At 39.2% G+C, this 24345-nt stretch carries 23 protein-coding genes and 2 tRNA genes; 1 reads left to right on the top strand and 24 read right to left on the bottom strand.

The features are described from left to right. Nucleotides 1–29: 29 nt before the first annotated feature. Complete coding sequence (locus tag HW271_RS03660) at nt 30–1121, bottom strand: AI-2E family transporter (RefSeq protein ID WP_178894887.1); 1092 nt, start codon at nt 1119–1121, stop codon at nt 30–32. A gap of 105 nt (nt 1122–1226) precedes the next feature. On the opposite strand from HW271_RS03660, the gene pbp3 reads away from it, so the two are divergent. Continuing rightward, entirely contained in the window at nt 1227–2468 is a 1242-nt protein-coding gene (gene pbp3 / locus HW271_RS03655; RefSeq protein ID WP_178894886.1) for a D-alanyl-D-alanine carboxypeptidase PBP3, read from the top strand. 29 nt (nt 2469–2497) lie between these two features. Here the strand turns inward: pbp3 and HW271_RS03650 are convergent, their stop codons facing one another. The 23 genes from HW271_RS03650 to HW271_RS08865 all read right to left on the bottom strand — a co-directional run bounded on the left by HW271_RS03650 (nt 2498) and on the right by HW271_RS08865 (nt 24316). Then, nucleotides 2498–3895, bottom strand: coding sequence for an APC family permease (locus HW271_RS03650; protein ID WP_178894885.1), 1398 nt, complete (start codon nt 3893–3895; stop codon nt 2498–2500). A gap of 140 nt (nt 3896–4035) precedes the next feature. Further along, entirely contained in the window at nt 4036–4605 is a 570-nt protein-coding gene (locus HW271_RS03645; RefSeq protein ID WP_178894884.1) for a hypothetical protein, read from the bottom strand. A 19-nt stretch (nt 4606–4624) separates the two neighbouring features. After that, complete coding sequence (gene sufB / locus HW271_RS03640; protein ID WP_117304758.1) at nt 4625–6037, bottom strand: Fe-S cluster assembly protein SufB; 1413 nt, start codon at nt 6035–6037, stop codon at nt 4625–4627. Between the two features lie 57 nt (nt 6038–6094). Further along, nucleotides 6095–6535: a Fe-S cluster assembly sulfur transfer protein SufU gene (gene sufU / locus HW271_RS03635; protein ID WP_178894883.1), complete on the bottom strand. Its 441-nt coding sequence runs from the start codon at nt 6533–6535 to the stop codon at nt 6095–6097. Then, the gene (locus HW271_RS03630; RefSeq protein WP_178894882.1) at nt 6522–7748 is read right to left on the bottom strand and encodes a cysteine desulfurase; all 1227 of its coding nucleotides are present in this window, start codon (nt 7746–7748) and stop codon (nt 6522–6524) included. The genes sufU and HW271_RS03630 overlap by 14 nt, the downstream gene beginning before the upstream one ends. 10 nt (nt 7749–7758) lie before the next feature. Then, nucleotides 7759–9021 carry a Fe-S cluster assembly protein SufD gene (sufD, locus tag HW271_RS03625; protein WP_178894881.1) on the bottom strand — a complete coding sequence of 421 codons (1263 nt, stop codon included), beginning with the start codon at nt 9019–9021 and terminating at the stop codon, nt 7759–7761. 27 nt (nt 9022–9048) lie between these two features. Then, nucleotides 9049–9819 carry a Fe-S cluster assembly ATPase SufC gene (gene sufC, locus HW271_RS03620; RefSeq protein ID WP_178894880.1) on the bottom strand — a complete coding sequence of 257 codons (771 nt, stop codon included), beginning with the start codon at nt 9817–9819 and terminating at the stop codon, nt 9049–9051. A gap of 154 nt (nt 9820–9973) precedes the next feature. Then, complete coding sequence (locus tag HW271_RS03615; RefSeq protein ID WP_178894879.1) at nt 9974–10168, bottom strand: DUF3272 family protein; 195 nt, start codon at nt 10166–10168, stop codon at nt 9974–9976. 22 nt (nt 10169–10190) lie between these two features. Continuing rightward, nucleotides 10191–11855 carry a DNA polymerase III subunit gamma/tau gene (gene dnaX / locus HW271_RS03610; RefSeq protein WP_178894878.1) on the bottom strand — a complete coding sequence of 555 codons (1665 nt, stop codon included), beginning with the start codon at nt 11853–11855 and terminating at the stop codon, nt 10191–10193. Continuing rightward, nucleotides 11855–12352, bottom strand: coding sequence for a GAF domain-containing protein (locus HW271_RS03605; protein WP_178894877.1), 498 nt, complete (start codon nt 12350–12352; stop codon nt 11855–11857). Before HW271_RS03605 ends, dnaX begins: the two co-directional genes overlap by 1 nt. Nucleotides 12353–12437: 85 nt before the next feature. After that, the gene (rpsA, locus tag HW271_RS03600) at nt 12438–13640 is read right to left on the bottom strand and encodes a 30S ribosomal protein S1 (protein WP_004253232.1); all 1203 of its coding nucleotides are present in this window, start codon (nt 13638–13640) and stop codon (nt 12438–12440) included. A 158-nt stretch (nt 13641–13798) separates the two neighbouring features. Next, nucleotides 13799–13870 (bottom strand) — tRNA-Gln (locus HW271_RS03595). A gap of 9 nt (nt 13871–13879) precedes the next feature. Continuing rightward, nucleotides 13880–13960: transfer RNA gene (locus HW271_RS03590), tRNA-Tyr, on the bottom strand. Nucleotides 13961–14009: 49 nt separating this feature from the next. After that, a complete protein-coding gene (locus tag HW271_RS03585) occupies nt 14010–14240 on the bottom strand; it encodes a DUF2969 domain-containing protein (protein ID WP_178894876.1) in 231 nt (76 codons plus the stop codon). A gap of 134 nt (nt 14241–14374) precedes the next feature. After that, nucleotides 14375–15019 (bottom strand): pyroglutamyl-peptidase I, encoded by a 645-nt coding sequence (pcp, locus tag HW271_RS03580; RefSeq protein ID WP_178894875.1) that lies wholly within the window; start codon nt 15017–15019, stop codon nt 14375–14377. Nucleotides 15020–15032: 13 nt separating this feature from the next. Continuing rightward, the gene (locus tag HW271_RS03575; RefSeq protein WP_178894874.1) at nt 15033–15956 is read right to left on the bottom strand and encodes a DUF979 domain-containing protein; all 924 of its coding nucleotides are present in this window, start codon (nt 15954–15956) and stop codon (nt 15033–15035) included. Continuing rightward, nucleotides 15953–16642: a 5-oxoproline transporter, DUF969 family subunit gene (locus HW271_RS03570; protein ID WP_178894873.1), complete on the bottom strand. Its 690-nt coding sequence runs from the start codon at nt 16640–16642 to the stop codon at nt 15953–15955. Before HW271_RS03570 ends, HW271_RS03575 begins: the two co-directional genes overlap by 4 nt. A 34-nt stretch (nt 16643–16676) precedes the next feature. Beyond that, nucleotides 16677–18644, bottom strand: a complete 1968-nt coding sequence (locus HW271_RS03565) for a peptide ABC transporter substrate-binding protein (protein ID WP_178894872.1) — start codon at nt 18642–18644, stop codon at nt 16677–16679. Nucleotides 18645–18665: 21 nt separating this feature from the next. Next, complete coding sequence (locus tag HW271_RS03560; protein ID WP_178894871.1) at nt 18666–19688, bottom strand: branched-chain amino acid aminotransferase; 1023 nt, start codon at nt 19686–19688, stop codon at nt 18666–18668. Nucleotides 19689–19812: 124 nt separating this feature from the next. Further along, complete coding sequence (gene parC / locus HW271_RS03555; protein WP_178894870.1) at nt 19813–22290, bottom strand: DNA topoisomerase IV subunit A; 2478 nt, start codon at nt 22288–22290, stop codon at nt 19813–19815. Between the two features lie 218 nt (nt 22291–22508). Next, nucleotides 22509–23327: an aminoglycoside 6-adenylyltransferase gene (locus HW271_RS03550; protein ID WP_178894869.1), complete on the bottom strand. Its 819-nt coding sequence runs from the start codon at nt 23325–23327 to the stop codon at nt 22509–22511. Then, nucleotides 23317–23859, bottom strand: coding sequence for a hypothetical protein (locus tag HW271_RS03545; protein WP_259274729.1), 543 nt, complete (start codon nt 23857–23859; stop codon nt 23317–23319). Before HW271_RS03545 ends, HW271_RS03550 begins: the two co-directional genes overlap by 11 nt. Before the next feature lie 49 nt (nt 23860–23908). Further along, nucleotides 23909–24316 (bottom strand): YkvA family protein, encoded by a 408-nt coding sequence (locus tag HW271_RS08865; protein WP_178894868.1) that lies wholly within the window; start codon nt 24314–24316, stop codon nt 23909–23911. Nucleotides 24317–24345 lie beyond the last annotated feature (29 nt).

Genomic DNA, 24345 nt, shown 5'->3' with positions numbered 1-24345 from the left:
CAGATGAATCTGTTTCTTTTTGAAAATCTTTATTTTTCTTGTACTTCTTTATGTTTTTCATAAAGTCGAACTAGGAATTTGGATATTTCTTTGAGAATCGAGTAGGTAGGAACGGCAACAATCATACCAACGACACCGTAGATATTACTTGACAACAATAATAGGACGAGAATTGTAATCGGATGAACCTTCATGACACCACCCACAATTCGAGGGTATAGGATATTCCCATCTACTTGTTGGATAATCAGCATATAGATAACTGCTATTATCATCTTTTGAGGATCCGTAAACAGATTTGAAATAATCATCGGGATTAATCCAATACTTGGTCCAACATAAGGAATCAGATTCGCTAAACCTGAGAAAATAGCAAAAACTAATGCATATTTTAAGCCAATCACACTATAACCGATAAAAGCCAAACACCCGATAATGAATGCATCGATTGATACTCCACTTATGTAACGGGAAATCGTCGCATTCAAGTTTGTTATTAAACCAGATATATTAAGTTTGTCTCGTTTTAAAATCGTTCTCTCTAGCATCGGTAAGAATTTATGACCATCTAAAAGGAAATAAATCAAGAAAACCGGTGTCATAATAATAATTAAAACAGTGCTAACCAAAGCTGAAAGAACACTTCCAACACTGTTTGTTACACTATTTAAGATATTCTGTAAAATATCGATGTAAGAAAGATTTAATTGTCGGATTGTTTGTTGAATATCTAGCTCTTGGAAAGCAGGATATTTTGATAATTCTATTACTAAATCTTGGAGTCGACCATAAATACCTTGGCTAGAATTAATCAAACTACTCAACTGATTAATCAAAATCGGTAAGAGATATACTACACCTATCACCAGAGAACCAAAGAGAACAAAAAGTGTCAACAAAATCCCGATAATTCGGTTGATTTTACACTCTTTCTCTAAAAAGATAACAATTGGGTTGGTTAGGTAATACAGAAATCCTCCTAATAAGAAGGGAATCATGATTGTATTTATGACACTTACAAATGGTGTAATAATGGCACCCATTTCTCTCCATAGGTAGAAAATAAGGGTTATTAATAATATCTCAGTGGTCCAGAAGAATAATTTATTTCTCCGAAACATAAGCCACCTCCTCTTTTTCCTATTTTACCATATTTCGAAAAAGATTGATAACCTACATTATAAAAACAAGAATATTTTTTGTCTTTATGATAGAATACAATTACTATGAAGAAATTATTTTTAACATTCCTAACACTTATTTCATTTGGTTCGGCTACTACTGTTTTTGCTAAGGATTTTGATGTTGCTGCAAAACACGCCATCGCTGTTGAAGCTAATACTGGTAAGATTTTATATGAAAAAGATGCTACTCAACCTGTAGAAATTGCCTCTATCAGTAAGTTGCTAACTGTTTACTTGGTCTATGAGGCCCTAGAACAAGGTAAAATCACTCTTTCTACTCCGGTAGAAATTTCAGATTATCCCTACCAGTTGACAACCAATTCTGCGGCAAGTAACGTTCCTATGGAAGCTCGTAACTATACTGTTGAAGAGTTGTTAGAAGCAACATTGGTAACTAGTGCCAATAGTGCAGCTATCGCGTTAGCAGAAAAGGTTGCTGGATCGGAAAAAGACTTTGTAGATATGATGAAAGCCAAACTTCTTGAATGGGGAATTCAAGATGCTACCGTCGTCAATTCAACTGGTCTAAATAATGAAACTCTTGGAGATAATATCTATCCAGGTTCTAAGAAAGACGATGAAAACAAATTGAGTGCTTACGATGTTGCTGTTGTAGCTCGTAATCTGATTCTCAAATATCCTCAGGTCCTAGAAATTACCAAGAAACCTTCATCTACTTTCGCAGGAATGACCATTACTTCTACTAACTATATGTTAGAAGGAATGCCTGCTTATCGTGGTGGTATTGATGGTCTTAAGACTGGAACAACTGATAAAGCAGGAGCATCCTTTGTCGGTACAACTGTTGAAAAAGGCATGCGTATCATTACTGTTGTCCTTAACGCTGACAACCAAGATACCAACCCTTACGCTCGTTTCACAGCAACTTCAGCTCTTTTAGATTATATCTCATCCAATTTTGCTCTTCAAACAATCGTCAACCAAGGAGAAAGCTATCAAGATAGTAAATCTCCAATTTATGACGGAAAGCAAGATACTGTTACAGCAGTCGCTAAAGAAGATATAAAAATTGTCCAACGTCTCGGTAGTCGCGCACAGTCATCTATTACTTACACACCTGATAGAACTGAGCATGCTGCACCACTTGAGGCAGGTACAGTGGTTGGTCATCTGACTTATGAAGACAAAGACTTAGTTGGTCAAGGTTATATTACTACTGATAATCCAACCTTTGATATGGTTGCTGAAAAAAATGTTGAAAAAGCCTTTTTCTTAAAAGTATGGTGGAATCGTTTCGTTCGATTTGTAAATGAAAAATTATAAAAAAATCGCGATTTCTCGCGATTTTTTCTCTATTCATTTTCAGCTACAGTCGAATGATTATATCCATAAACAAAGTAAATAATAACTCCTATTAATAAAGCAAGGCCAAATGCCATCCATGTTTCAAGGGAATACTGAAGCATGAATGATAGACAAATCAGAATCGATAAGATTGGTAGAAAAGGAACCAAAGGCGTTTTAAATTCTCTCTCTTTAGGTTCTCCCTTGTCTTTTCTTAGCTTGATAATCCCATAGGCTAATAAAATAAGATAAGCCAAGGTACAGATATTGAGAAAGGCTGCGATACTTGCCAGTGGGAAAATTCCCGCTGCAATCGCTGAAACAAGACCTGTTAAAATGGTCGCATTCTTAGGTACTCGACTGGTCTTGGTTACTTGTTTGAAACTCTGAGGCAAGAGGCCATCACGAGCCAAGCTATAAATCATTCGTGACAAGGCATAGGTCATTGAAATACATACCGTAATCAAGGTAAAAATCGCAACGAGTGAAACATAATTAGCTGCCCAACCAATACCGATACTTCTCAGAGCAAAAGCCACTGCATCATCAACATTGAGCTTACTATAGTGAACGATACCAGTTAATATCAAGGTAACCATGGCATAAAGGATGGTTACGATCATCAAGGATAAAACAATCCCACGTGGAATATTCTTTTGTGGACTTTGAATTTCATCAACTGCCATAGAAATGGACTCAAAACCTAAGAATCCAAAGAACATGAGCGAAGCACCTGCCATAATCCCTGTGCTTCCACCATAAATCTGACCAAAACCAAATGGAACAAAATTGGACCAGTTCTCAGGTTTGATATACCAAATTCCAACTAAGATAAATAAGGCAAGAGCAGAAAATTTTAAAACAACAAGAATCGAATTAAAACGAAGAGCAGTTTTCGAATTCATGAGGACGACTGCAGTAACAAGCATAATCACTAAAATTGGCAAAAGATCAATATAAGTACTATGCTCAGGATTAAAAGTTCCATTCAAGGCTTGTGGCAAGGAAATTCCGTAATGACTAAGCAAACCTTTAAAATAGGCAGCCCAACCTGAAGCTACACCAGAGACTGCTGTCATAAATTCCATAATGGTTAGCCAACCAGCTATCCAAGCTGGAAATTCTCCCAAAACCACATATAAATAACTATACACCCCACCAGTTGCTGGTACACGAGAAGCAAATTCCGCAAAAAAGAGCGCTGATAAGGAAACACAGATAGCTGAGATAACGATAGAAACAACAAGGGCTGGACCTGCTAATGTAGCTGCGGCTGTTCCTGTAATGGTAAAGATACCTGTTCCCACCATGGCACCAATCCCCAAGAGAATTAAATCCCATAATTTCAGATGACGATGCATCTCTGTTTTACCTAGACTTACGTCTTTGGTTCTAAAAATATTCATAATTCATCTCCACTAACAATAATTGTTTTATTTTACCATAAAAAATGGAATTTGTGAATATTTATAAGATACTATCATAAAAAAACTGAACAAATCTAATATTTGTTCAGTTTTTACTTATAGTTAAAATTCAACAGTTATTATACTTCGTAGTATGGAAACGGACGGTCACTATCTAATGGACGATTTGGAATTTCTTGTTCCAAAATAGCGCGCCAACCAGATACCAATTCTTCAAAAGTCAATTTGGCTTCAGGAGAAGCTGTTGTAAGTTTCCGTCCAAACCAAGCCATGGTTGCAGTTTCAAATTGAAGCATAGCGTAGTCGATTACCGGTACATTTGCCTCTTCATAATTCTCATTTACTGCTTGGGCAACTTCTGATGCTTGTGGAAGAAGTTGATTGTTGATTTTATCGACAATACTTGCGTCCATCTCTCTCCATGAAAGTAATTGACCATCTACCTGATAAAAGAGCTCAAAGGTTTCTTGATTTTTCTTAAAATTGGTAAGAACAAAAGCACGTTCTACTGCCTCTGGACCACCAACAGCCTTGACAGCGTTTATAAGGAGATTTTCTTCCATTTGTCTCCAATAATCATCAGCTTCTGCTTCAAGATCAAAAACAAATGCCTGATCCAACTCTTCAATCGGTGCTTCTCCCTTATTCACTTTTTCAATCGTTCCAAACAATCGCTTTAAGAATCCCATTTGCTTCTCCTTTTGGGTTTTATCCAACTGACCCTTCCATTTCATAGCTAATCAAGCGGTTAAGCTCAACTGCATACTCCATTGGAAGTTCTTTGGTGAAGGGCTCTACAAATCCCATGACAATCATCTCAGTTGCTTCAGTCTCTGACAAGCCACGACTCATAAGGTAATAGAGTTGTTCTTCTGAAATCTTAGAAACTTTGGCTTCGTGCTCCAAAGCAACTTGTGAGTTATGAATTTCGTTAAATGGAATGGTATCTGACGCTGACAAATCATCCATGATAATGGTATCACACTCGATGTGAGAAACAGATTTCTTAGAGTTCTTGTTAAAGGTTACTTGTCCACGATAGTCAACCTTCCCTCCGCCTTTGGCGATGGATTTAGACACGATTGATGAACTTGTATGTGGTGCATTGTGGATCATCTTGGCACCAGTATCCTGGTGTTGACCAGCATTGGCAAAGGCAATCGAAAGCATGGTACCACGTGCTCCTTCTCCATCAAGGTAAACAGATGGGTATTTCATGGTTGTTTTGGCCCCTAAGTTTCCATCAATCCACTCAACAGTCGCATCTTTTTGAGCCTTAGCGCGTTTTGTAACCAAGTTATAGACGTTATCAGACCAGTTTTGGATGGTTGTATAACGCATGTAAGCTCCGTCCAAGGCAAAGATTTCTACAATGGCAGCATGCAAACTGTTACTTGAATAAGTTGGCGCTGTACACCCTTCTACATAGTGGACACTTGCTCCTTCATCAACGATAATCAAGGTACGTTCAAACTGACCAGTATTTTCGTTGTTGATACGGAAGTAGGTTTGAAGGGGAATATCAACTTTCACACCTTTAGGAACATAAATAAAGGTTCCTCCTGACCATACTGCTGAGTTAAGGGCTGCCAACTTGTTATCTGTTGGAGGGACTAACTTAGCGAAGTATTGTTTAAACAAGTCTGGGTATTCCTTGAGGGCAGAATCTGTATCTGTAAAGATAATGCCTAACTTCTCAAATTCTTCCTTCATGTTATGGTAAACTACTTCTGACTCATACTGGGCAGAAGCTCCAGCTAGATAAGCACGTTCAGCTTCTGGGATCCCGATACGTTCAAAGGTTTCCTTAATCTTTTCAGGAACGTCATCCCAAGAACGGGCTGGTTTATCAGATGGTTTTTGGTAGTAGATCAAGTCATCAAAGTCAATTTCTGACAAGTCTGCTCCCCAAGTTTGCATAGGCATTTTTTTAAAGGTTTCGTAAGATTTCAATCGAAATTCTAACATCCACTCAGGCTCACCCTTAGCAGCTGATAGTTCACGAATGACATCTTCATTCAATCCTTTTCCTGTCGATAGGACAGGCTCTACATCGTCATGGAAACCAAATTTATATTCACCAAGATCAATTGGTTTTGGTTCTACTCTTTCTTCAGCCATAATATCCTTTCTTTCATTCTTTATTTCTAGTGATTTATAAGACAAAGAAAGCTTGTCTTATTTGTTTTCTTGGTCTTCAATTGTTTTTTTAAGGGCATTCCAAGCTAGGGTTGCGCATTTAATTCGTTGAGGGAATTTAGCAACTCCTGATAAGAAAGCTGCATCTCCAAGTTGATCTTGACGCTCATCCTTTTGACCTTGAACCATTTCAGAAAAGATGGTTGCAAGCTCTAAGATTTCTTGCTTGGTCTTTCCTAAGACTGCATCTGTCATCATACTAGCAGAGGCAGTTGAAATCGTACAACCAGAGTTTAGAAAAGCGATATCTTCCAAACAATCATCTGCATCAAACTTGACAGAGAGATTAATGACATCACCACAGGTTGGATTGTTAAGACTGATTTGTTCAGCATCTTCCAACCTACCTTGGTGATGGGGATTTTTCGAATGATCCGCTACCACTGCCATATAAAGGCTATCTAGTTTAGAAAGTGCCATTGAAAAACTCCTTTGTCTTTTGTAAAGCATCGACTAACTTGTCGCAATCTGCCTTGGTATTGTAGATATAAAAACTTGCACGAGCTGTTGCTGGAACTTCTAAATACTGGAGCAAAGGTTGAGCGCAATGATGACCGGCACGAACCGCTACTCCTTCATAATCCAGAGCAGTCGCGAGGTCGTGAGGATGAAGGTCACCTAGGTTAAAGGCAATAACACCTGAACGCTGAGCCAAATCTTGCGAACCATAGATAGTCAAACCTTCAATTGCCTGCAATTTTGGAAAGACGTATGAAATCAATTCCTGTTCATGGGCTTCAATCGCATCCATACCGATATTTTCGAGATAATCAACTGCTGCAGCAAGTCCAATAGCACCTGCCATATTAGGAGTTCCAGCCTCGAATTTCCAAGGCAATTCCTTCCAACTAGCAGATTGCTCATAGACAAAATCAATCATCTCACCACCAAATTCAACTGGTGACATTTGTTCCAGATATTTTTCTTTACCGTAAAGAACACCAATACCAGTCGGACCAGCCATCTTGTGACCTGAAAATGCAAAGAAGTCTACATCCAAGTCCTGAACATCAATCTTCATATGAGGTGTAGACTGAGCACCATCTACAACCATAATAGCTCCAACTTTATGAGCCATTTGCGTGATTTCTTTGATAGGATTGACCACTCCAAGAACGTTTGATGCGTGAGCTAGTGAAACAAATTTAACTTTGTCAGTCAATTTAGAACGCAAGTCATCCATATCTAGAGCTCCATCTTTGAGATAGACATAAACAAGCTCTGCCCCAGTCTTTCGGCAAGCTTCCTGCCATGGAATAATATTGGAATGGTGTTCCATGACTGAAATCAAGACCTGGTCTCCCTCAGTCAAGACTTCCTCAGCGAAGCGTGCCACCCAGTTGAGACTAGTTGTCGTTCCTCTGGTAAAGAGCACTTCTTTTGTCGACTTAGCATTAATGAACTTGCGAATAGTTTCACGAGCAGCTTCATAAGATGCTGTCGCCCGCTCTGCCAAAGTATGAACCCCACGATGAACATTGGCATTATCCTGCTTATAGTAGCGGTTAATGGCTTCCAGAACTGCTAGTGGTTTTTGTGTCGTCGCGGCATTATCCAGATAAACCAGAGGTTCGTCATTGACAATCTGGTCTAAAATCGGAAAATCCTTGCGAATCACTTCTGCATCTAACATAGGCTTCCCCTTAGCGTTTTGACAATTTTTCTTCGATCGTCGCAATCATTTCATCACGAACTTCCTTGACAGGGATCTCAACGATAACGGATCCAAGGAAACCACGTACAACCAAGCGTTCCGCAGTCGCCTTGTCCAATCCACGACTCATGAGGTAGTACATGTCTTCTGGATCAACTTGACCGATAGAAGCTGCGTGTCCTGCAGTAACATCATTTTCGTCAATCAAAAGAATTGGGTTAGCATCTGAACGAGCTTGGTCCGAAAGCATGAGAACACGGCTTTCTTGTTGGGCATCTGCTCCCTTGGCACCCTTAATGATGTGTCCGATACCGTTAAATGTCAAGGTTGCTTTTTCAAGGATAACCCCATGTTGCAGGATATTACCGATAGAGTTGCAACCATAGTTAGTCACTCGAGTATCAATCCCTTGAACCTGACGGCCACTTGAAAGAGCAACAACCTTAAGGTCTGCATGGCTACCATTTCCAATCAAGTCACTATCAAAGTCTGCAACAACATTTCCTTCGTTCATGACACCGATAGCCCAGTCAATACTTGCATCGTTGCCCAATTTCCCACGGCGGCTAATGTAGGCTGTAACATTTTCGCCTAGACGGTCAATCGCTGCAAACTTCACTTGTGCGCCTGAACGTGCAATGACTTCTACTGTGATATTGGCAGTTGCCTTAGCACTACCTTCTCCACGTGACTCCAGACGCTCAAGGTAGCTAATCTTACTGTTCTTACCAGCGATAATGAGGATGTGCTTGTTAAATGGTACATCGCTATCGCTATCTTGATAGAAAATCCCTTCGATTGGTTCAGCAATCTCAACATTATCAGGGATGTAGAGAACAGCGCCACTATTAAAGTAAGCTGTGTGGTAGGCTGCCAATTTGTCATCGTCGTACTTAACAGATGACATGAAAAATTCTTCTACGAGTTCTGGAATTTCTTCTAAAGCTGAATGGAAGTCTGTGAAGACCACTCCTTGTTCAGCCAACTCAACTGGAATTTGTTCGAAAACAGTTTGAGTTCCAACCTGCACCAATTTCAAGTGATTATCTAAAGCAGTGAAATCAGGGATATTTGCTGACGGTTCACTTTCTGTAATAATTCCATCACCAAGATTCCAACGGTGAAATTTTACACGCTCGATGACTGGCAATTCCAAACTCTCGATCTTATCAAAAGCTTTTTGACGGAGGTCTGACAACCAGCTTGGTTCAGCGTGCATTTCTGAAAAAAGTTTAATAGTTTCTTTAGTCATTTACTTCTCCTAAAAGATACGAGGGATTTACAATTCTTCCTTGTAGTCATAGCCAAGTTCTTCAGCTAGTTTCGCGTATCCTTCACGTTCCAAGCGCGCAGCTAATTCTGGACCACCAGAAAGAACAACACGACCTTCCATCATAACGTGTACCACATCTGGTGTGATATAGTTCAAAAGACGTTGGTAGTGAGTAATGATCATAGCACCAAAACTTTCACCACGCATAGCATTCACACCTTTAGAGACAACTTTAAGGGCATCAATATCAAGACCAGAGTCGATCTCATCTAAGAGGGCAAAAGTTGGTTCCAACATCAAGAGTTGTAGAATTTCATTACGTTTTTTCTCACCACCAGAGAATCCTTCGTTAAGGTAACGCTCAGCCATTTCTTCTTTCATGTTGAGCAATTCCATTTTTTCATCCAATTTAGTGATGAACTCGCGAACTGAAATTTTTTCGTCATCTTCTTTACCAGCATTCATGGCTGCACGAAGAAACTCAGCATTGGTAATCCCAGGAATTTCTGATGGGTATTGCATGGCAAGGAAGAGTCCCATGCGAGCACGCTCGTCCACTTCCAATTCAAGGATATTTACACCGTCAAACAAGACTTCACCTTTAGTGACTTCATAGTTTGGATTCCCCATAATAGCAGCTGAAAGAGTCGACTTACCGGTACCATTTGGTCCCATGATAGCTGCAATTTCTCCTGTTTTAATAGTCAGATTGACCCCTTTTAAAATTTCTTTTCCTTCAATTTCGACATGAAGATCTTTGATCTCTAATACTGACATGATTGTTCCTTTCTTTTCATCCTTTTTACTGTATTTACCTGAAATTTAACCTTTTTAAATCCCTAGAAAAACACGGTAAAATGTCAATAAATATACCTTAATAGTATAACAAAAAAAAGCCTAAAAGGCTTTGATTTTGTCCAGAAGCTAGGAGCTACTTCTTCCCTTGAAAATGATCATCTATAGCGCTCACAATTTTACCCATGATATAACTCACGCGAAAATTTCTCAGGATCAAAATAGCCCAAAGCAAGGCCACGATATACCGTTGCTCCATGATGGATTCATTAAAGAAATAAGTCTCAGCAGCAGTAAATAAGGCCATGACAATGAATTGTTGTCTGTTCATAGTCTTTTACCACAATTTCCTTTTAGTCTTCTGCTATGGTCACTTTATCTGCTAAAAATTCAAAACCTTGAGGAAGTACGGACTCTTCAGTTTCTTCCTTATTGACTTGTTCTTGAGTACCTTTAGCTCTGCTTGAAAATGCAGCTCGAACTTCCTTCCACTCTTCCATAGAAATAGCGAGAATCTCTGGTGAAAATCCTGCTGCTCGACTAAGAATATTGCCAAACATGGTGTTGAGATTGTCTCGTTTCATAGTTTGACCAGCATTGAAGTTAGACTCAAAAGCTAAAATCGCATGATGTTCATTTGCTGCAACTGGTTGGGAACCAGCTAAAAGTGCCTTGTCTGGTCCAGATAAGCTCTCAATAACTTCACCCCAAGCATTCTGAAGACGAATTAGATTTTGACGAGCTAAGTCTGGATTTTCTACTGCTTCTTGAAGAATAGACTGCACCTTGTTTCTATCTACACGATAGATTGAATTACTGTTAGTCGGACGACTTGGTATAGAAGCAGTTTGTTTAGGATTAGAACCAACATTGGCAAGAGCTTGTTTCAATCGTGCAACTTCTTCTCGAAGAGAAGACAATTCCTCAGCCACTTCACCTGAAAGTTCTGGTTGAGAATCAATTTCTGCTAAACGAATAGTCATCATTTCGGCATAAATTTTAGGCTGTAGGCTAGCCTTAATATCAGCTAGACTTTTAGTAGCAAGACTAATCATCTCAAACAAGACATCCTGCGGAAGTTCTAAGTTTCTCTCAAATACATCACTATGGTGAGTATTTTCTCCACCTGCTTGAACAATTAAGATATCACGTAGGTATTGTAGTAAATCGACTACAAAACGTGTCATGCTCTTCCCATTCTCAAAGATTAAGTCCAGATTTTCTAAGGCAGCTGTTACATTCTTTTGTGCTAAAGAAGCAACATAATCGTCTAAAGCACTTAAACTAATGGTCCCAGTGATTTCCTCAGAAACTGCTGTAGTAAGAGTAGTTTCCTGTGTTAAGCTTAATGCCTGGTCTAAGATAGATAAGGCGTCCCGCATACCACCTTCAGCTCGTCGAGCAATAATTTCAACAGCTTCTGTTTCGTAATCAATCCCTTCCTTCTCCAAAATCTGGAAGATATGATCACGAATATCCTGCGTCTTAATAGACTTAAACTCGAAGCGTTGAACACGAGACAAGATAGTTGCAGGAATTTTATGAAGTTCTGTCGTTGCCAGAATAAAAACGACATTGGGAGTAGGTTCTTCCAGTGTTTTCAAAAGTGCGTTAAAGGCACCTGTTGAAAGCATATGAACCTCGTCAATGATATAGACCTTATACTGAGCTATACTTGGAGCGTAAGTTGACTTGTCACGAATATCACGAATTTCATCAACCCCATTGTTAGAAGCCGCGTCCATTTCGATTACATCTTCTAAACTTCCTTCCGTTACCGCTTGACAGATATAACAGTTATTACAAGGTTCTCCCCCTACTTGATTAGGGCAGTTCATAGCCTTGGCAAATATTTTGGCTACACTGGTTTTACCTGTTCCACGAGGACCTGAAAATAGGTAGGCATGACTGATTTTATCTTGTTCCACAGCCTGTTTAAGGGTTCGAGCAATAACTTCCTGGCCCACTAGCTGTGAAAAATTTTGACTTCTATACTTTCGATAAAGCGCCTGATACATTATGCTTTCTCCTCAAACATTGAAAATGTCCATTCTGTTTTTTCTAACAAAATGGTAACAAACTCTTCTAAATACTGTTGATCAATGTGATTATAATCATCTACATAAGATGAATCTAAGTCTAATACTCCGAGAAGCTGTCCATCTTTTACCATTGGAAGAACAATCTCACTACGAGCACTACTATCACAAGAAATATAGTTGGGATAGGTCTTCACATCACCAACGATAACCGTTTGACGGCTAGCCGCAGACTCTCCACAAACTCCTTTTCCAAGTGGGATTCTAACACATGAAACTCCACCTTGAAAAGGCCCTAAAATAAGCTCATTTCCGTCATATAAATAGAAACCTGCAAAGACAGTACGAGGAAAGTTCATTTTTAAGAGAGCACTGGCATTTGATAGATTAGCCAACACATTGGTCTCACCTTCTAAAAGTGCCGTGAGCTGAGCATTGACCATTTGATAAATTGATTCTTTTTCGGAATATAACATAAATCCATTATATCAAAAAATACTAGTTGAAAAAAGAAAAATCCCTTGTTTTAACAACAAAGGATTTGTAATTAAATCTGATTGATTAAAGTTCGATGTCTCCGAACAAGTCAGCCATTGAGAATCCAGTTTGTGTTTCTGGAAGTTCAAAGTCACGTTTTTCTTGACGTTTTGGACGACGTGGACGTGGAGCACGTTTTTCTTCGTTTTGTCCTTCTTCTTGAGCTGGACGCTCTTCAAGAGCCTTGATAGAAAGTGAAACGCGTTCTGCGTCAGCGTTAACATCAAGAACTTTAACAGTAACTTCTTGACCAACTGTAAGAGCTTCTTTTGGATTTTCAATACGTTTGTGTGAAATTTGTGATACGTGAACAAGTCCATCGATACCTGGCAATACTTCAACAAATGCACCGAAGTCAGTCAAACGTTTAACTGTTCCTTCTACAACGTCACCTTTAGCCAATTTTTGCTCAACGCCATCCCATGGTCCAGGTGTTGTTGCTTTAAGTGAAAGTGATACACGTCCTTCTTCTTCGTTAAGATCAAGGATTTTCACTTCAACTTCTTCACCAACAGTTACAACTGATTTAGGTGAAACGTTACGTTCGTGTGACAATTCAGTCAAGTGAACCAATCCATCAACACCACCAAGGTCGATGAAAGCACCGAAGCTTGTGATACGAGCAACTTTACCAGTTACTACATCACCAGCAGCCAATTTACCGAATACTTCAGCACGAGCTGCTGCAGTAGCTGCTTCTACAACTTCACGACGTGAAAGGATAAAGCGGTTTTCTTTAGGGTCAACTTCTTTGATTTTAGCTTCAAATTCTTGACCTACAAAACGCTCAGTGTTACGTACGAAACGAGTATCCAACATTGAAGCTGGGATAAATCCACGCAAACCTTCAAATTCTACAGAAAGTCCACCTTTAACAGCGCGAGTTCCTTTAACTGTAACAACTTCTTCTTCGCGACCTACAAGTTTGTCCCATGCTTTGCGAGCTTCAAGGCGTTTTTTAGATACAAGGTATGTTACTGTATCAGTATCTTTACCAACTACTTGACGAAGTACAAGAACGTCAAATACTTCACCTACTTTTACAAAGTCATTGATATCTGCATCGCGATCGTTTGTCAATTCGCGAAGAGTCAAGACACCTTCAACACCAGTTCCTGAGATTGCAACGTTAGCTTGATTAGCATCAACTGTCAATACTTCAGCACTAACAACATCACCAGGTTCAACTTGGCTAACGCTATTTAGCAAATCTTCAAATTCATTCATCTAAAAAATCCTCCAACAATCAAGTTTTTTAACTTGACATACTTATAATTTTTTTCCTAAGCACCCGCAACGACAAGAACATCTCGAACGTCCTTCAATTATAAAAATAAAATACCCTAAGATATTTTTCTTTTTATCTTGAATTTATTACCTAAGAACTGGGGTAGCTGGATTCGAACCAACGCATGAGGGAGTCAAAGTCCCTTGCCTTACCGCTTGGCTATACCCCAATGGTGATATGGAGAGAGAGGGATTCGAACCCCCGAACCCGAAGGAGCGGATTTACAGTCCGCCGCGTTTAGCCTCTTCGCTATCTCTCCAATAATCAACGAAAACTATTATATCATGAAAATTTGCAAAAAACAAGCATTATTTTGCTAAATTATAGTTCTCAATCAATATTTCCACAGCTTTTTCAAGATTCTTGTAAAAACTATCGACATTTCCATTCTTTATGATTGCAAATTGGTTGTCTAGTTCGGCAATTTCACCGATTAACTTTTTACCAATCATTAAGGTATAACCATCGTAGTTATCTTTTCCAACTGCTACTTTAGCATCTGACAATTGAATCTCAATTTTTTTATCTTTTTTACTCATACCATACCTCTTTTCACTTTTTCTATTTTACAAGAAATTCCCTAATCTAGCAAGAAAAAACTCTCTATAAAGCTTATCTTGATAGAGAGTTCAATGAATAAAATAGAAAATTTTTTAATTTGAAAATTGAATCATTAATGAGTCGCCCCTCCGACCAACTTCAAATCTTTATCTTTATGGTCTACGATAGCAGCAATCGCAGCTTCGATACCTCGGACAATATCTCTTAAGCACATGGATGCAGTATTAGGCTTATTTACCACTTGTTCGGTCATATAGGGAATATGCATAAAACCTGCTCTCATATTGGGAAATTTCTTATCCGCTAAATAGAGAACCTGATACATCAAATGGTTGCAAACAAAGGTTCCTGCTGAATTGGATACTGAAGCTGGTAGTCCTTCCTCTTTTATGGCTTGTACCATTGCTTTGATAGGGAGTGTACTAAAATAAGCAGCTTCTCCATCTAGGCGAATAGGTGTATCAATCGGTTGATTTCCTTGGTTATCTGGAATCCTTGCATCATCTTGATTGATGGCAACTCGTTCAGGAGTTAAACTAGCTCTACCTCCTGCTTGTCCGATGCAGAGTACCACATCTGGTTGATAACGGACAATTTCTGCTTCTAAAACCTCTGCTGATTTATAAAAGACTGTTGGAATCTCTACCCAGCGTATCTCCGCTCCATGAATTACAGACGGTAATGATTTAACTGCCTCCAGAGCTGGATTGACCTTTTCACCACCGAAAGGATCAAAACCTGTAACTAATATTTTCATTTTATTTCCTTTGCTAAAACGCCAAATAGTACATCAAAAATACGTGGATGATAATCATGATAATAGCAACTCCTACTTGCGCTTTGATGACACCATTTGGATCTTTCATCTCCAAAAGTGCTGCCGGTAATGCATTGAAGTTAGATGCCATAGGAGACAATAAGGTTCCACAGCACCCTGCCGTCATTGCTAGAGCAGCTGCTACAATTGGATCAGCTCCCAAGGAAAATACAAAGGGAACACCAATCCCGACAGTAATAACAGTGAAAGCAGCAAAGACATTACCCATTATCATGGAGAATAGAACCATCCCAATGACATAAGCTACTACTCCCATAAAACGACTACCCGAAGGTACTAGACCACTTATCAAGTGAGAAATCAAGTCTCCAACTCCAGCTACAGTAAAAATAGCCCCTAAAGCTCCTAAAAGTTGAGGAACAATCCCACTAGTTGAGACTTGCTGAACCATACGATTGTTTTCTACTAACAAGCTCTTAGGAGAACTCTTAGTAATCAAAAGGAGAGACAGGGTTGCGAAAAATGCTGCAAGGCTGATAGCAATCTTACTAAATTCAGGAATTATTTTTGCTAATACCAAAGCGATCAAAGCCATCAGCATGACCGGAATAAAAATTTTATTCTTCAACCGTTTAGCTTCAATATTTGCCTTGACTTCATCCAGAGTCGGTAAGGTTCCGATACGAACCTTTTTAAAGAGAGTTAGTAGGGCCAATAACACTACAATAACACCAATCAAGAACGATGGTAAATAGGAACCACCAATAAAACTGATTCCCAATAAAGCCCAAAACCCAGCTGTTCCATATCGAACTGGGTTTGTTTTGTCTTTATAGCTACAATAGGCCGTATGAAGAAATTGACAACCAATCACAATATAGGTTAACTCTAATAACTGTCTTGCTAGTTCGGTCATTCTTCTTTTCCTTTACTAAGCTTATTCGCTAGCAATTTTCTATCAAATAAGTAATTGTACAGCCCTACCACAAGCAAGGCAACTCCTGCAACAATAAAAGAAGCCGAAGCGATCCCTGCATAATTACTTTCATAACCCAATTGGTCCAGAGTGCCCCCAACTAAGAGGACACCACCTGCACCAACGAAAGTATTCTGAGCAAAGAAATTTGCAAAATTATCATTTGCTGCTGCACGCGCTTTTAGCGCTTCGCTTTCCTGCTCTGTTAATTTTCTACCTAATTGTGACTCTGCTGCTGCCTGTCCCATGGGTTGAACCAAGGGTCTTACAAACTGCGGATGTCCTCCGATACGAATGGCAAAGAAGCTGTCAAGTTCCCGAAAAAAGAAATAAACGGTATAAAAACTTCCTACGGTCAGCCCCTTTATCCTTTGAATCAAGTCAATCGAACGTTGCTTGAGGCCAAAAATTTCAGATAAACCTACCAGTGGCAAAGTCACCATAAAAATCGTAAGAACTCGTTGATTACTAAATTCTTTTCCCAAAATTTCCAAGAACTCAACAAGAGAAACTCCAGAAACTAGAGCTGTAACTAAACTAGCTAAGACTACCGTTGCTATGGTATCTAATTTATAGATAAAACCAATCACAATGATAACTATCCCTATTAGTTTAATCCATTCCATATAGGCCCCTTTATCCCCAAAGTACTAGTCTGTTTTATTTGACATGACTTTCTAATTCTTTTTGGTATTTATTATTTGATTCCAATTTTTCTTTTTGCCATTTTTCAAGAGCTGCTTGATATTCTTTAGCAGATACAATCTCTTTTTGCAATTTCATACCCTTGAAGATATATGGGTCACCCTTAATACCTACTTGTGAGTATGGTTTAGAGAAAGGAACGATGTTGCTAACAACTGGTGAACCACCTGATGAAGCTGTTGGCATCAAGAGAGAACTATCAGTGAGCCATGCTTGCGCTTTGGCATATTTTTCATATCTCTTGTCCAAGTCATTTGTCTCAGAAACCGCATCATCCAAGAGTTTCTTGTATTCGTACAGACCAAGTTGAGCTACTACTTCCTTGTCTTTACCTTTCGTAATACCAAGGTGTTTCATAGCAGAACCAGTCTTAGGATCCATGATATTTAGATAACTTGCTGGGTCTTGATAGCTTGGAGCCCAACCAGTACTATTCAAGTCATAGTCTTTCTGAGCAGGAACACGTGCTTGTGATGTAATACTTTCCTTTTCATTGTCAGTCATCTGAAGGACGTCAATCACGACATTTTCAGAACCAAGAGTTGACTCAATTGATTGTTTAAAGGAATTGCTTTGTTGAACTGCAATTGTATCTGTTTGCTCAACTGGAACATCCAAGTGAATTGGGAAGGTTACACCTTTTGCTTCCAATTCTTTCTTAGCTTTTTCAAATGAAGCTTTGGCTTTATCAGGATTATAGATAGTATCTTTTCCGTCTACAAGTTCAACACCTTTCCATTGGTCTCCATAGTTGACCAATTCTGCTTGAGCAATATCACCAAAGTTTTTACCACCAGATTGTACAAAGTTATCTGGAACTAGGCTGTTACGAATAATCTTATCCGCACCATCTTCACCGTTAAGCTGTGCAGCATATGAATGACGGTTGAAGGCAAAGTTGATTGCTTGACGGAAGTCCTTGTTCAACATTGCTTCTTTTGTAGAAGTTTTCTGTTCTTCACTTGTCTTCGCAGTCTTATTATAAGATTGACGGTTTACGTTAAAGGTAAAGTAGTAACTAGTTGAATCCTGTGGACTGTATGTGATTTTATCTCCGTATTGCTCTAAAGTAGAAGCAAAGTTTGAACTACTTGGGAAGATACGAGCTGTTGTATAAACACCTGAAGAGAAGCTACGGATCAATGATTCTTGGTCAGAACCATCATAATAGGTCAATTTTACTTTCTCAATTTTAACCTTTTCTTTATCCCAATAATTTGGATTCTTTTCGTATTCGATTAACGATTTTGAAGTCAATGTCTTCAAGATATATGGACCGTTATAAAGAATACCAGATGGACTTACTGCTCCGTAGTTCTTACCAGAAGCTTTGAGGAATTCCTCGTTTACCGGCAACATAGTTGCTGAAGTTACTTTTGAATTCCAGAAACTTTCAGGTGCATTAAGAGTATACTGGACTGTGTAATCGTCCAACGCCTTAACCCCAACTGTTGAGAAGTCGTTAGTCTCACCAGTCATATATTCATTCAAGCCCTTGATGGAGTTTTGAATAAGAGTGACACCGTCTGATTTGCCATCTGCTACGTGTTTCAACCCAGTAACAAAGTCATGTGCAGTTACTTCAGCGTATTCTTCACCCTCTGAAGTATACCATTTAACCCCTTTTCGAAGTTTATAAGTATAAGTCAAACCGTCTTGTGAGACGCTCCAATCCTCAGCTAGAGATGGAACCAAATTTCCGTATTCGTCATTTTCCAACAAACCATCAACAACGTTACCAATGATATCTGTTGTTGAAGTACGAGTTGCGATACTGTAGTCCAAAGATGATGGGTCTACACCATAGACATAAGAGAAGGTTGTAGGTGCGTCTGCTTCCTTGTCAGCTTTACCACAAGCCACAAGAAGAACTGCTGTACTCAGGACAACTCCTGCTGTTAACATCCACTTTTTCGTTTTCATAAAGATCTCCTTTAATAATTTTTAATCTACTTTTACAATCCAGCCTTCTGGTGCTTCAATGTCACCAAATTGGATACCTGTCAATTCATCGTATAGTTTACGAGTCACTGGACCAACCTCTGTTTCACTGTAGAAAACATGGAAGTCATCACCGTGTTGGATTCCCCCAATAGGTGAAATTACGGCTGCAGTACCACAGGCACCTGCTTCTACAAATCGATCCAGACTATCAATTGGTACATCTCCCTCAACAGGTTTCAAGCCCAATCGATGCTCTGCCAAGTAAAGTAATGAGTACTTGGTAATCGATGGCAAGATTGATGGACTCAATGGCGTTACAAACTCATTATCAGCTGTAATCCCAAAGAAGTTAGCCGAGCCTACTTCTTCAATCTTGGTGTGGGTTGATGGGTCAAGATAAATAACATCTGAGAAATGACGGGATTTAGCCACTTTTCCTGGCAAAAGACTAGCTGCATAGTTCCCACCGACCTTGGCAGCTCCTGTCCCATTTGGTGCAGCACGGTCATACTCGTCTTGAATCAAGAAGTTTGTTGGAATCAAACCACCTTTAAAGTAATTTCCAACTGGCATGGCAAAGATCGTAAAAATATACTCCTCAGCTGGTTTTACCCCAATGATATCTCCAACACCAATCAAAAGTGGACGGAGGTAGAGAGTTCCACCAGTTCCATAAGGTGGTACGTATTCCTCATTGGCACGAACAACTGCTTTACATGCTTCTACAAACATTTCTGTTGGAACTTGTGGCATCAAGAGACGATCACAGGTGCGTTGCAGACGTTTGGCATTTTCATCTGGACGAAAGAGTTGAATACTGCCATCCTTGGTACGATAAGCTTTTAATCCTTCAAATGCTTGTTGTCCATAGTGAAGACTTGGAGATGATTCTGAAATGTGAAGAGTTGAGTCCTCGGTTAATTCTCCTTGTGTCCATTGTCCATCTTTAAAATAAGCGATATAACGATAAGGTAGTTTCATATAGGAAAAACCGAGATTTTCCCAATCGATTGTAACTGTCATCCATTTCTCCTTTATTCTAATCAAGCTTTGTGTTCTATTCTACACTATTCTCCTAAAAATTCAAGTATTATTTGTAATTTTCTGAAAATTTTGCTTATAAAAAATCAGTCACTAGGACTGATTTTTAATTTTCTTTATCTTCTTTAAAGACTTCTTTGAGATAAGCATCGTAAACTTCTTCATCAGAAATAGTATCTGAGATAAAGCTTCCATTACTTGTACGCTCTGATAGATTCAAATCTTGTAGGATTGCTTCGTAAATCGTTCCATTATTTGATTGAATGACAAGAGTTTGTTCGCCATCTTCTACTTCTGTACTAAAGAGATCTCCGATAAATCCTTGTTCTGAAACCGCTCCAGCCAAGAAGACACGATGTGGCTTGTTCTTCAATTCTCTCAGAACCTGAAGACCACGCTTAGCACGACTGGTTGCTGGAATTTCCTCTGTTGAAACACGTTTCAAACTTCCACGTTGCGTTAACAGATAGAAGGATGAAGTATTGCAGATAAAGGCAGATTGAAGCTCATCATCTGCTTTCAGATTCATAGCTTTAACACCTGCAGCCTTGGCTCCAACAACTGGAACCTCTTCGATATTAAATCTAAGGGCATAACCATTTTTACTAATCAATAAAACATCATCAAGCTTGATTGGTGCAACAGCTACAATTTGGTCACTATCGTCTTTCAACTTAGCGAACTTAACAGATTTAGAACGGTAGGTTCTCCATGGAGAGAATTCTTTACGTTCTACACGTTTGATTTGTCCAAGGCGAGTCGCTGCAAAGTAGGTTGTCGCATCCTCAAACTGATCCACAACTTCAACATAGAGCACTTCTTCATTGGTTTCAAAGTTTGTAATTGTTTGGCTCAAGTGTTCCCCGATATCCTTCCAACGAATATCTGCTAATTCATGGATAGGGCGGTAGATGACATTTCCTAGGGTTGTAAATATCAAGAGATGTTGAGTTGTTTTGACAGATTGGACGAATAGCAATCGGTCATCATCCCGTTTGCCAATTTCTTCTAAGGTCGAAGCTGCGAAAGAACGAGGACTAGTACGCTTGATGTAACCTGCCCTAGTCACGCTGACGTAAGTATCTTCTTCAGCGATTAGACTAGCTGTATCAATCTCGATGACTTTTGCTGTATCTTCTAAAGTACTCAAACGTGGAGTCGCAAATTTCTTCTTGACCTCACGAAGTTCTTTCTTCATGAGATTGTACATAGTTCGTTCGTCACCGATGATAGCCGCAAGCATAGCAATCTTCTCACGAAGTTCTGCTTCTTCTTCTTGCAAGACAACCACGTCAGTATTCGTTAAACGATAAAGTTGCAAGGTAACGATAGCTTCAGCCTGTTCTTCGGTAAATTCATAGCTGACCTTGAGGTTTTCCTTGGCATCAGCCTTATTCTCAGAAGCACGGATAAGGGCAATAACTTCATCCAAAATCGAGATAACGCGAATCAAACCTTCCACGATATGGAGACGTTTTTCAGCCTTTTCCTTGTCAAAGCGAGAACGCGCCAAGATAACTTCACGACGGTGAGCAATATAGCTAGACAATATTGGCACAATTCCAACCTGACGAGGGGTGAAATTGTCAATCGCAACCATGTTGAAGTTGTAGTTGATTTGTAAGTCAGTATACTTGAAAAGGTAGTTGAGAACAAGTTCCGTGTTCGCATCTTTCTTAAGTTCAATAGCAATACGAAGACCGTCACGGTCAGACTCATCACGAACCTCAGCGATACCTGCTACCTTGTTATTGACACGAACTTCATCGATTTTCTTGACCAAGTTAGCTTTATTGATTTCATAAGGAATCTCAGTGATAACGATTTGTTCCTTACCACCTTTAAGCTTCTCAATTTCTGTCTTAGAACGAACAACCACGCGCCCTTTACCAGTTTCATAGGCCTTTTTGATTTCATCACGACCTTGGATAATGGCACCAGTAGGGAAATCTGGCCCAGGCAAGAATTCCATGAGCTTTTCAACCTTAGCAGTCGGGTGATCAATCATATAAACCGTAGCTTCAATAACTTCGGCCAAATTATGCGGTGGAATATCTGTGGCATAACCAGCCGAAATTCCAGTTGAACCATTGACTAAAAGGTTTGGAAAAGCCGCTGGCAAGACTGTTGGCTCTTTTTCAGTATCATCAAAGTTCCAAGCAAAAGGAACTGTCTTTTTCTCGATATCTTGAAGAAGGTAGCCTGCAATCTCTGATAAACGAGCTTCCGTATAACGCATAGCCGCAGGTGGATCTCCGTCCATAGAACCGTTATTCCCGTGCATTTCAACTAGAATCTCACGGTTTTTCCAGTCCTGAGACATACGGACCATGGCATCATAGATAGAAGAATCCCCGTGTGGGTGGAAATTACCCATGATGTTCCCGACTGACTTGGCCGACTTACGGTAGCTCTTATCAAAAGTATTGCCATCCTTATTCATCGAATAAAGAATACGGCGTTGAACCGGCTTCAATCCATCCCTAATGTCTGGCAAAGCCCGGTCTTGAATGATGTATTTGGAGTAGCGACCAAAGCGCTCTCCCATGATGTCCTCCAAGGACATGTTTTGGATATTACTCATATAGGATACAAAGCCCGTAAAATGCAAAGTGAAAATAGGAAATTCTTGCAGGGAGCGATGCTCTCAAGAGAATTTATCTTTTTCACACAGCATTTAGGGCGTGTTCAACTCCTTTCAAAGAATGTAGAGTAGATTTTATAGAAAGGGATTTCAGTTACTTTATATAACCAAACTATCCTCTCTGTAGTTTAAAGTGTTGAATTGTGTTCTTTATTTTCTTAGTGATTTAGAAGTTTTTCCTCAGCATACTCAATCATCTTATCAGCCACTTCTTTTTCATACTTAAATCCCATCTTTTGAGCAAGACTTTGAGCTTCTTGATGGAAAAGTTGCATGGTAGCAAATAAAGACTGAGTGATTTTGTCTAAACTTGAGAAATCAAGAAGAGCAGAGAATTCCTTCTCCTTCTCAGTAGTCAAGTAGTTAAAGAGATACTTGTAGATTTTACCGATGTCGACTGCTTCTCTATCACTTGCCACCTGCCAAGCTAAGATTTTCAAGAGTTCTTGTTGACAAATACCGTAGAGATGGTCAGTTGCATAACTGACTTGCTTACGACAAATTCCTTTGACCACGTAGGCTGACACCCACCAAAATTCATTACAAGTTTTTTCATAATCCGTCTCACTAGCTGGGCTTGTCCAGAAACGCTGAGGACTGGGAGAATAGGACTCGAACAAGCCCTTCTCGTCTACTAAAACTGTATAATCAGCTTCGCTAGATACCCACTCTTGAATGTATTCTTTAGGACAGAGGGTTAGATCAATGCGATTACCATCTTCGAAAAGCATGAGATACAGATGGCGATGGTCAAGTACGTTATGCTGCTCAATGATGCGCTTGCCAAACTGGTCCAACCAAGAAAGGTCATTTGTCAGATTATCTAAGTCGTCCACAACATAGACTACGTCGTAATCCTGAAACTCATCTTTTGGTGCTTTTGTATCAGTACGTGAACCAGATAGCGCCACAGCATCAACCTGTAACTTTTTAGCTGTTTCTAAAATTAGTTCAAGTATTTCCTGGTCAGTTCTCATGTGGTTCTTCCTCAGTGGTCTCTAGGTTCTGAATAACAGCATCTTCATTTCTTTGCTGAAGAAGCTTCTGAACTCTTTTTCTTTCAAGCTCTCCGACTATAAATTGAATGATAGAACTAAATCCAAAAAAAGGTAGCAGCAACATAATTCCCATTTCTTCCGTCAGCATTAAAAATAGGAAATTAATAACTGAAAATATTTCTAAAAACCAGGCATTTAGCCTAAGAAGTTTTGAGTAACTACTAGGATAATGTTTGAGATGTTTATTGCTCTTATAAATAGCTGTGAATCCAAAAGCTAAGCTAGCTGGTGTGAAAATAAAAATGTCAAAAGTATAGAATAGCAAACCTGCATAAGGATTGGATCTAAAAGGATTATCAAATAAAAAGACACAGGCGGTTACTATGGTTAATAGTAAAAATTCAAGAAAGCGAATTTTCTCAGGTTTTCCTTGTTTAGCTGTTATAAACATAACTGCACCTATAGCTAAAACTATCGCAAGAAAAGGAGTATGATAGAATAAACTTATCATGATGTATACCTCTTTTAGAGAGCTAAAATTAAGAAATATAGACGATTTTTCAGATCAATCCTTGAGACTGACGCCATTTATCATAGGTTTCAATGTCTATTTTGACCATATTCATACAAAGTCCTACAACAGCCATATCATCCAAGTAGCCTGCTAACGGAATAAAATCTGGAATAATGTCAATTGGGGAAAGGAAATAAAGAAGTGCGCTTAAAACAGCTAAAATAGTCCCATAAGGAACCGTGGTATATTTTCCTTGAACATAATTTTTCACTAAAGAAATCATGACTGGGATCATTGTAAATTTCTTACCAACCAATGGCATCTCTTTAATTTTTTGCTCCAAACGGTACAAAAAATCATCTAATTCATCTTTATCGTTTAATAGGACCTCAGATTGCGCATAGCCACTTTCAAGAGTTTCTTTAACTTGCTCTTCACTTAGATTTTCAGACATATCTTGTCCTCCATTTGTATTTCTTGACA

The sequence above is a fragment of the Streptococcus sp. oral taxon 061 genome, assembly GCF_013394695.1.
Lineage (GTDB): Bacteria > Bacillota > Bacilli > Lactobacillales > Streptococcaceae > Streptococcus.
Note: the sequence above shows the minus strand (reverse complement) of the source record. Positions and strands in the feature narration are given on the sequence as shown.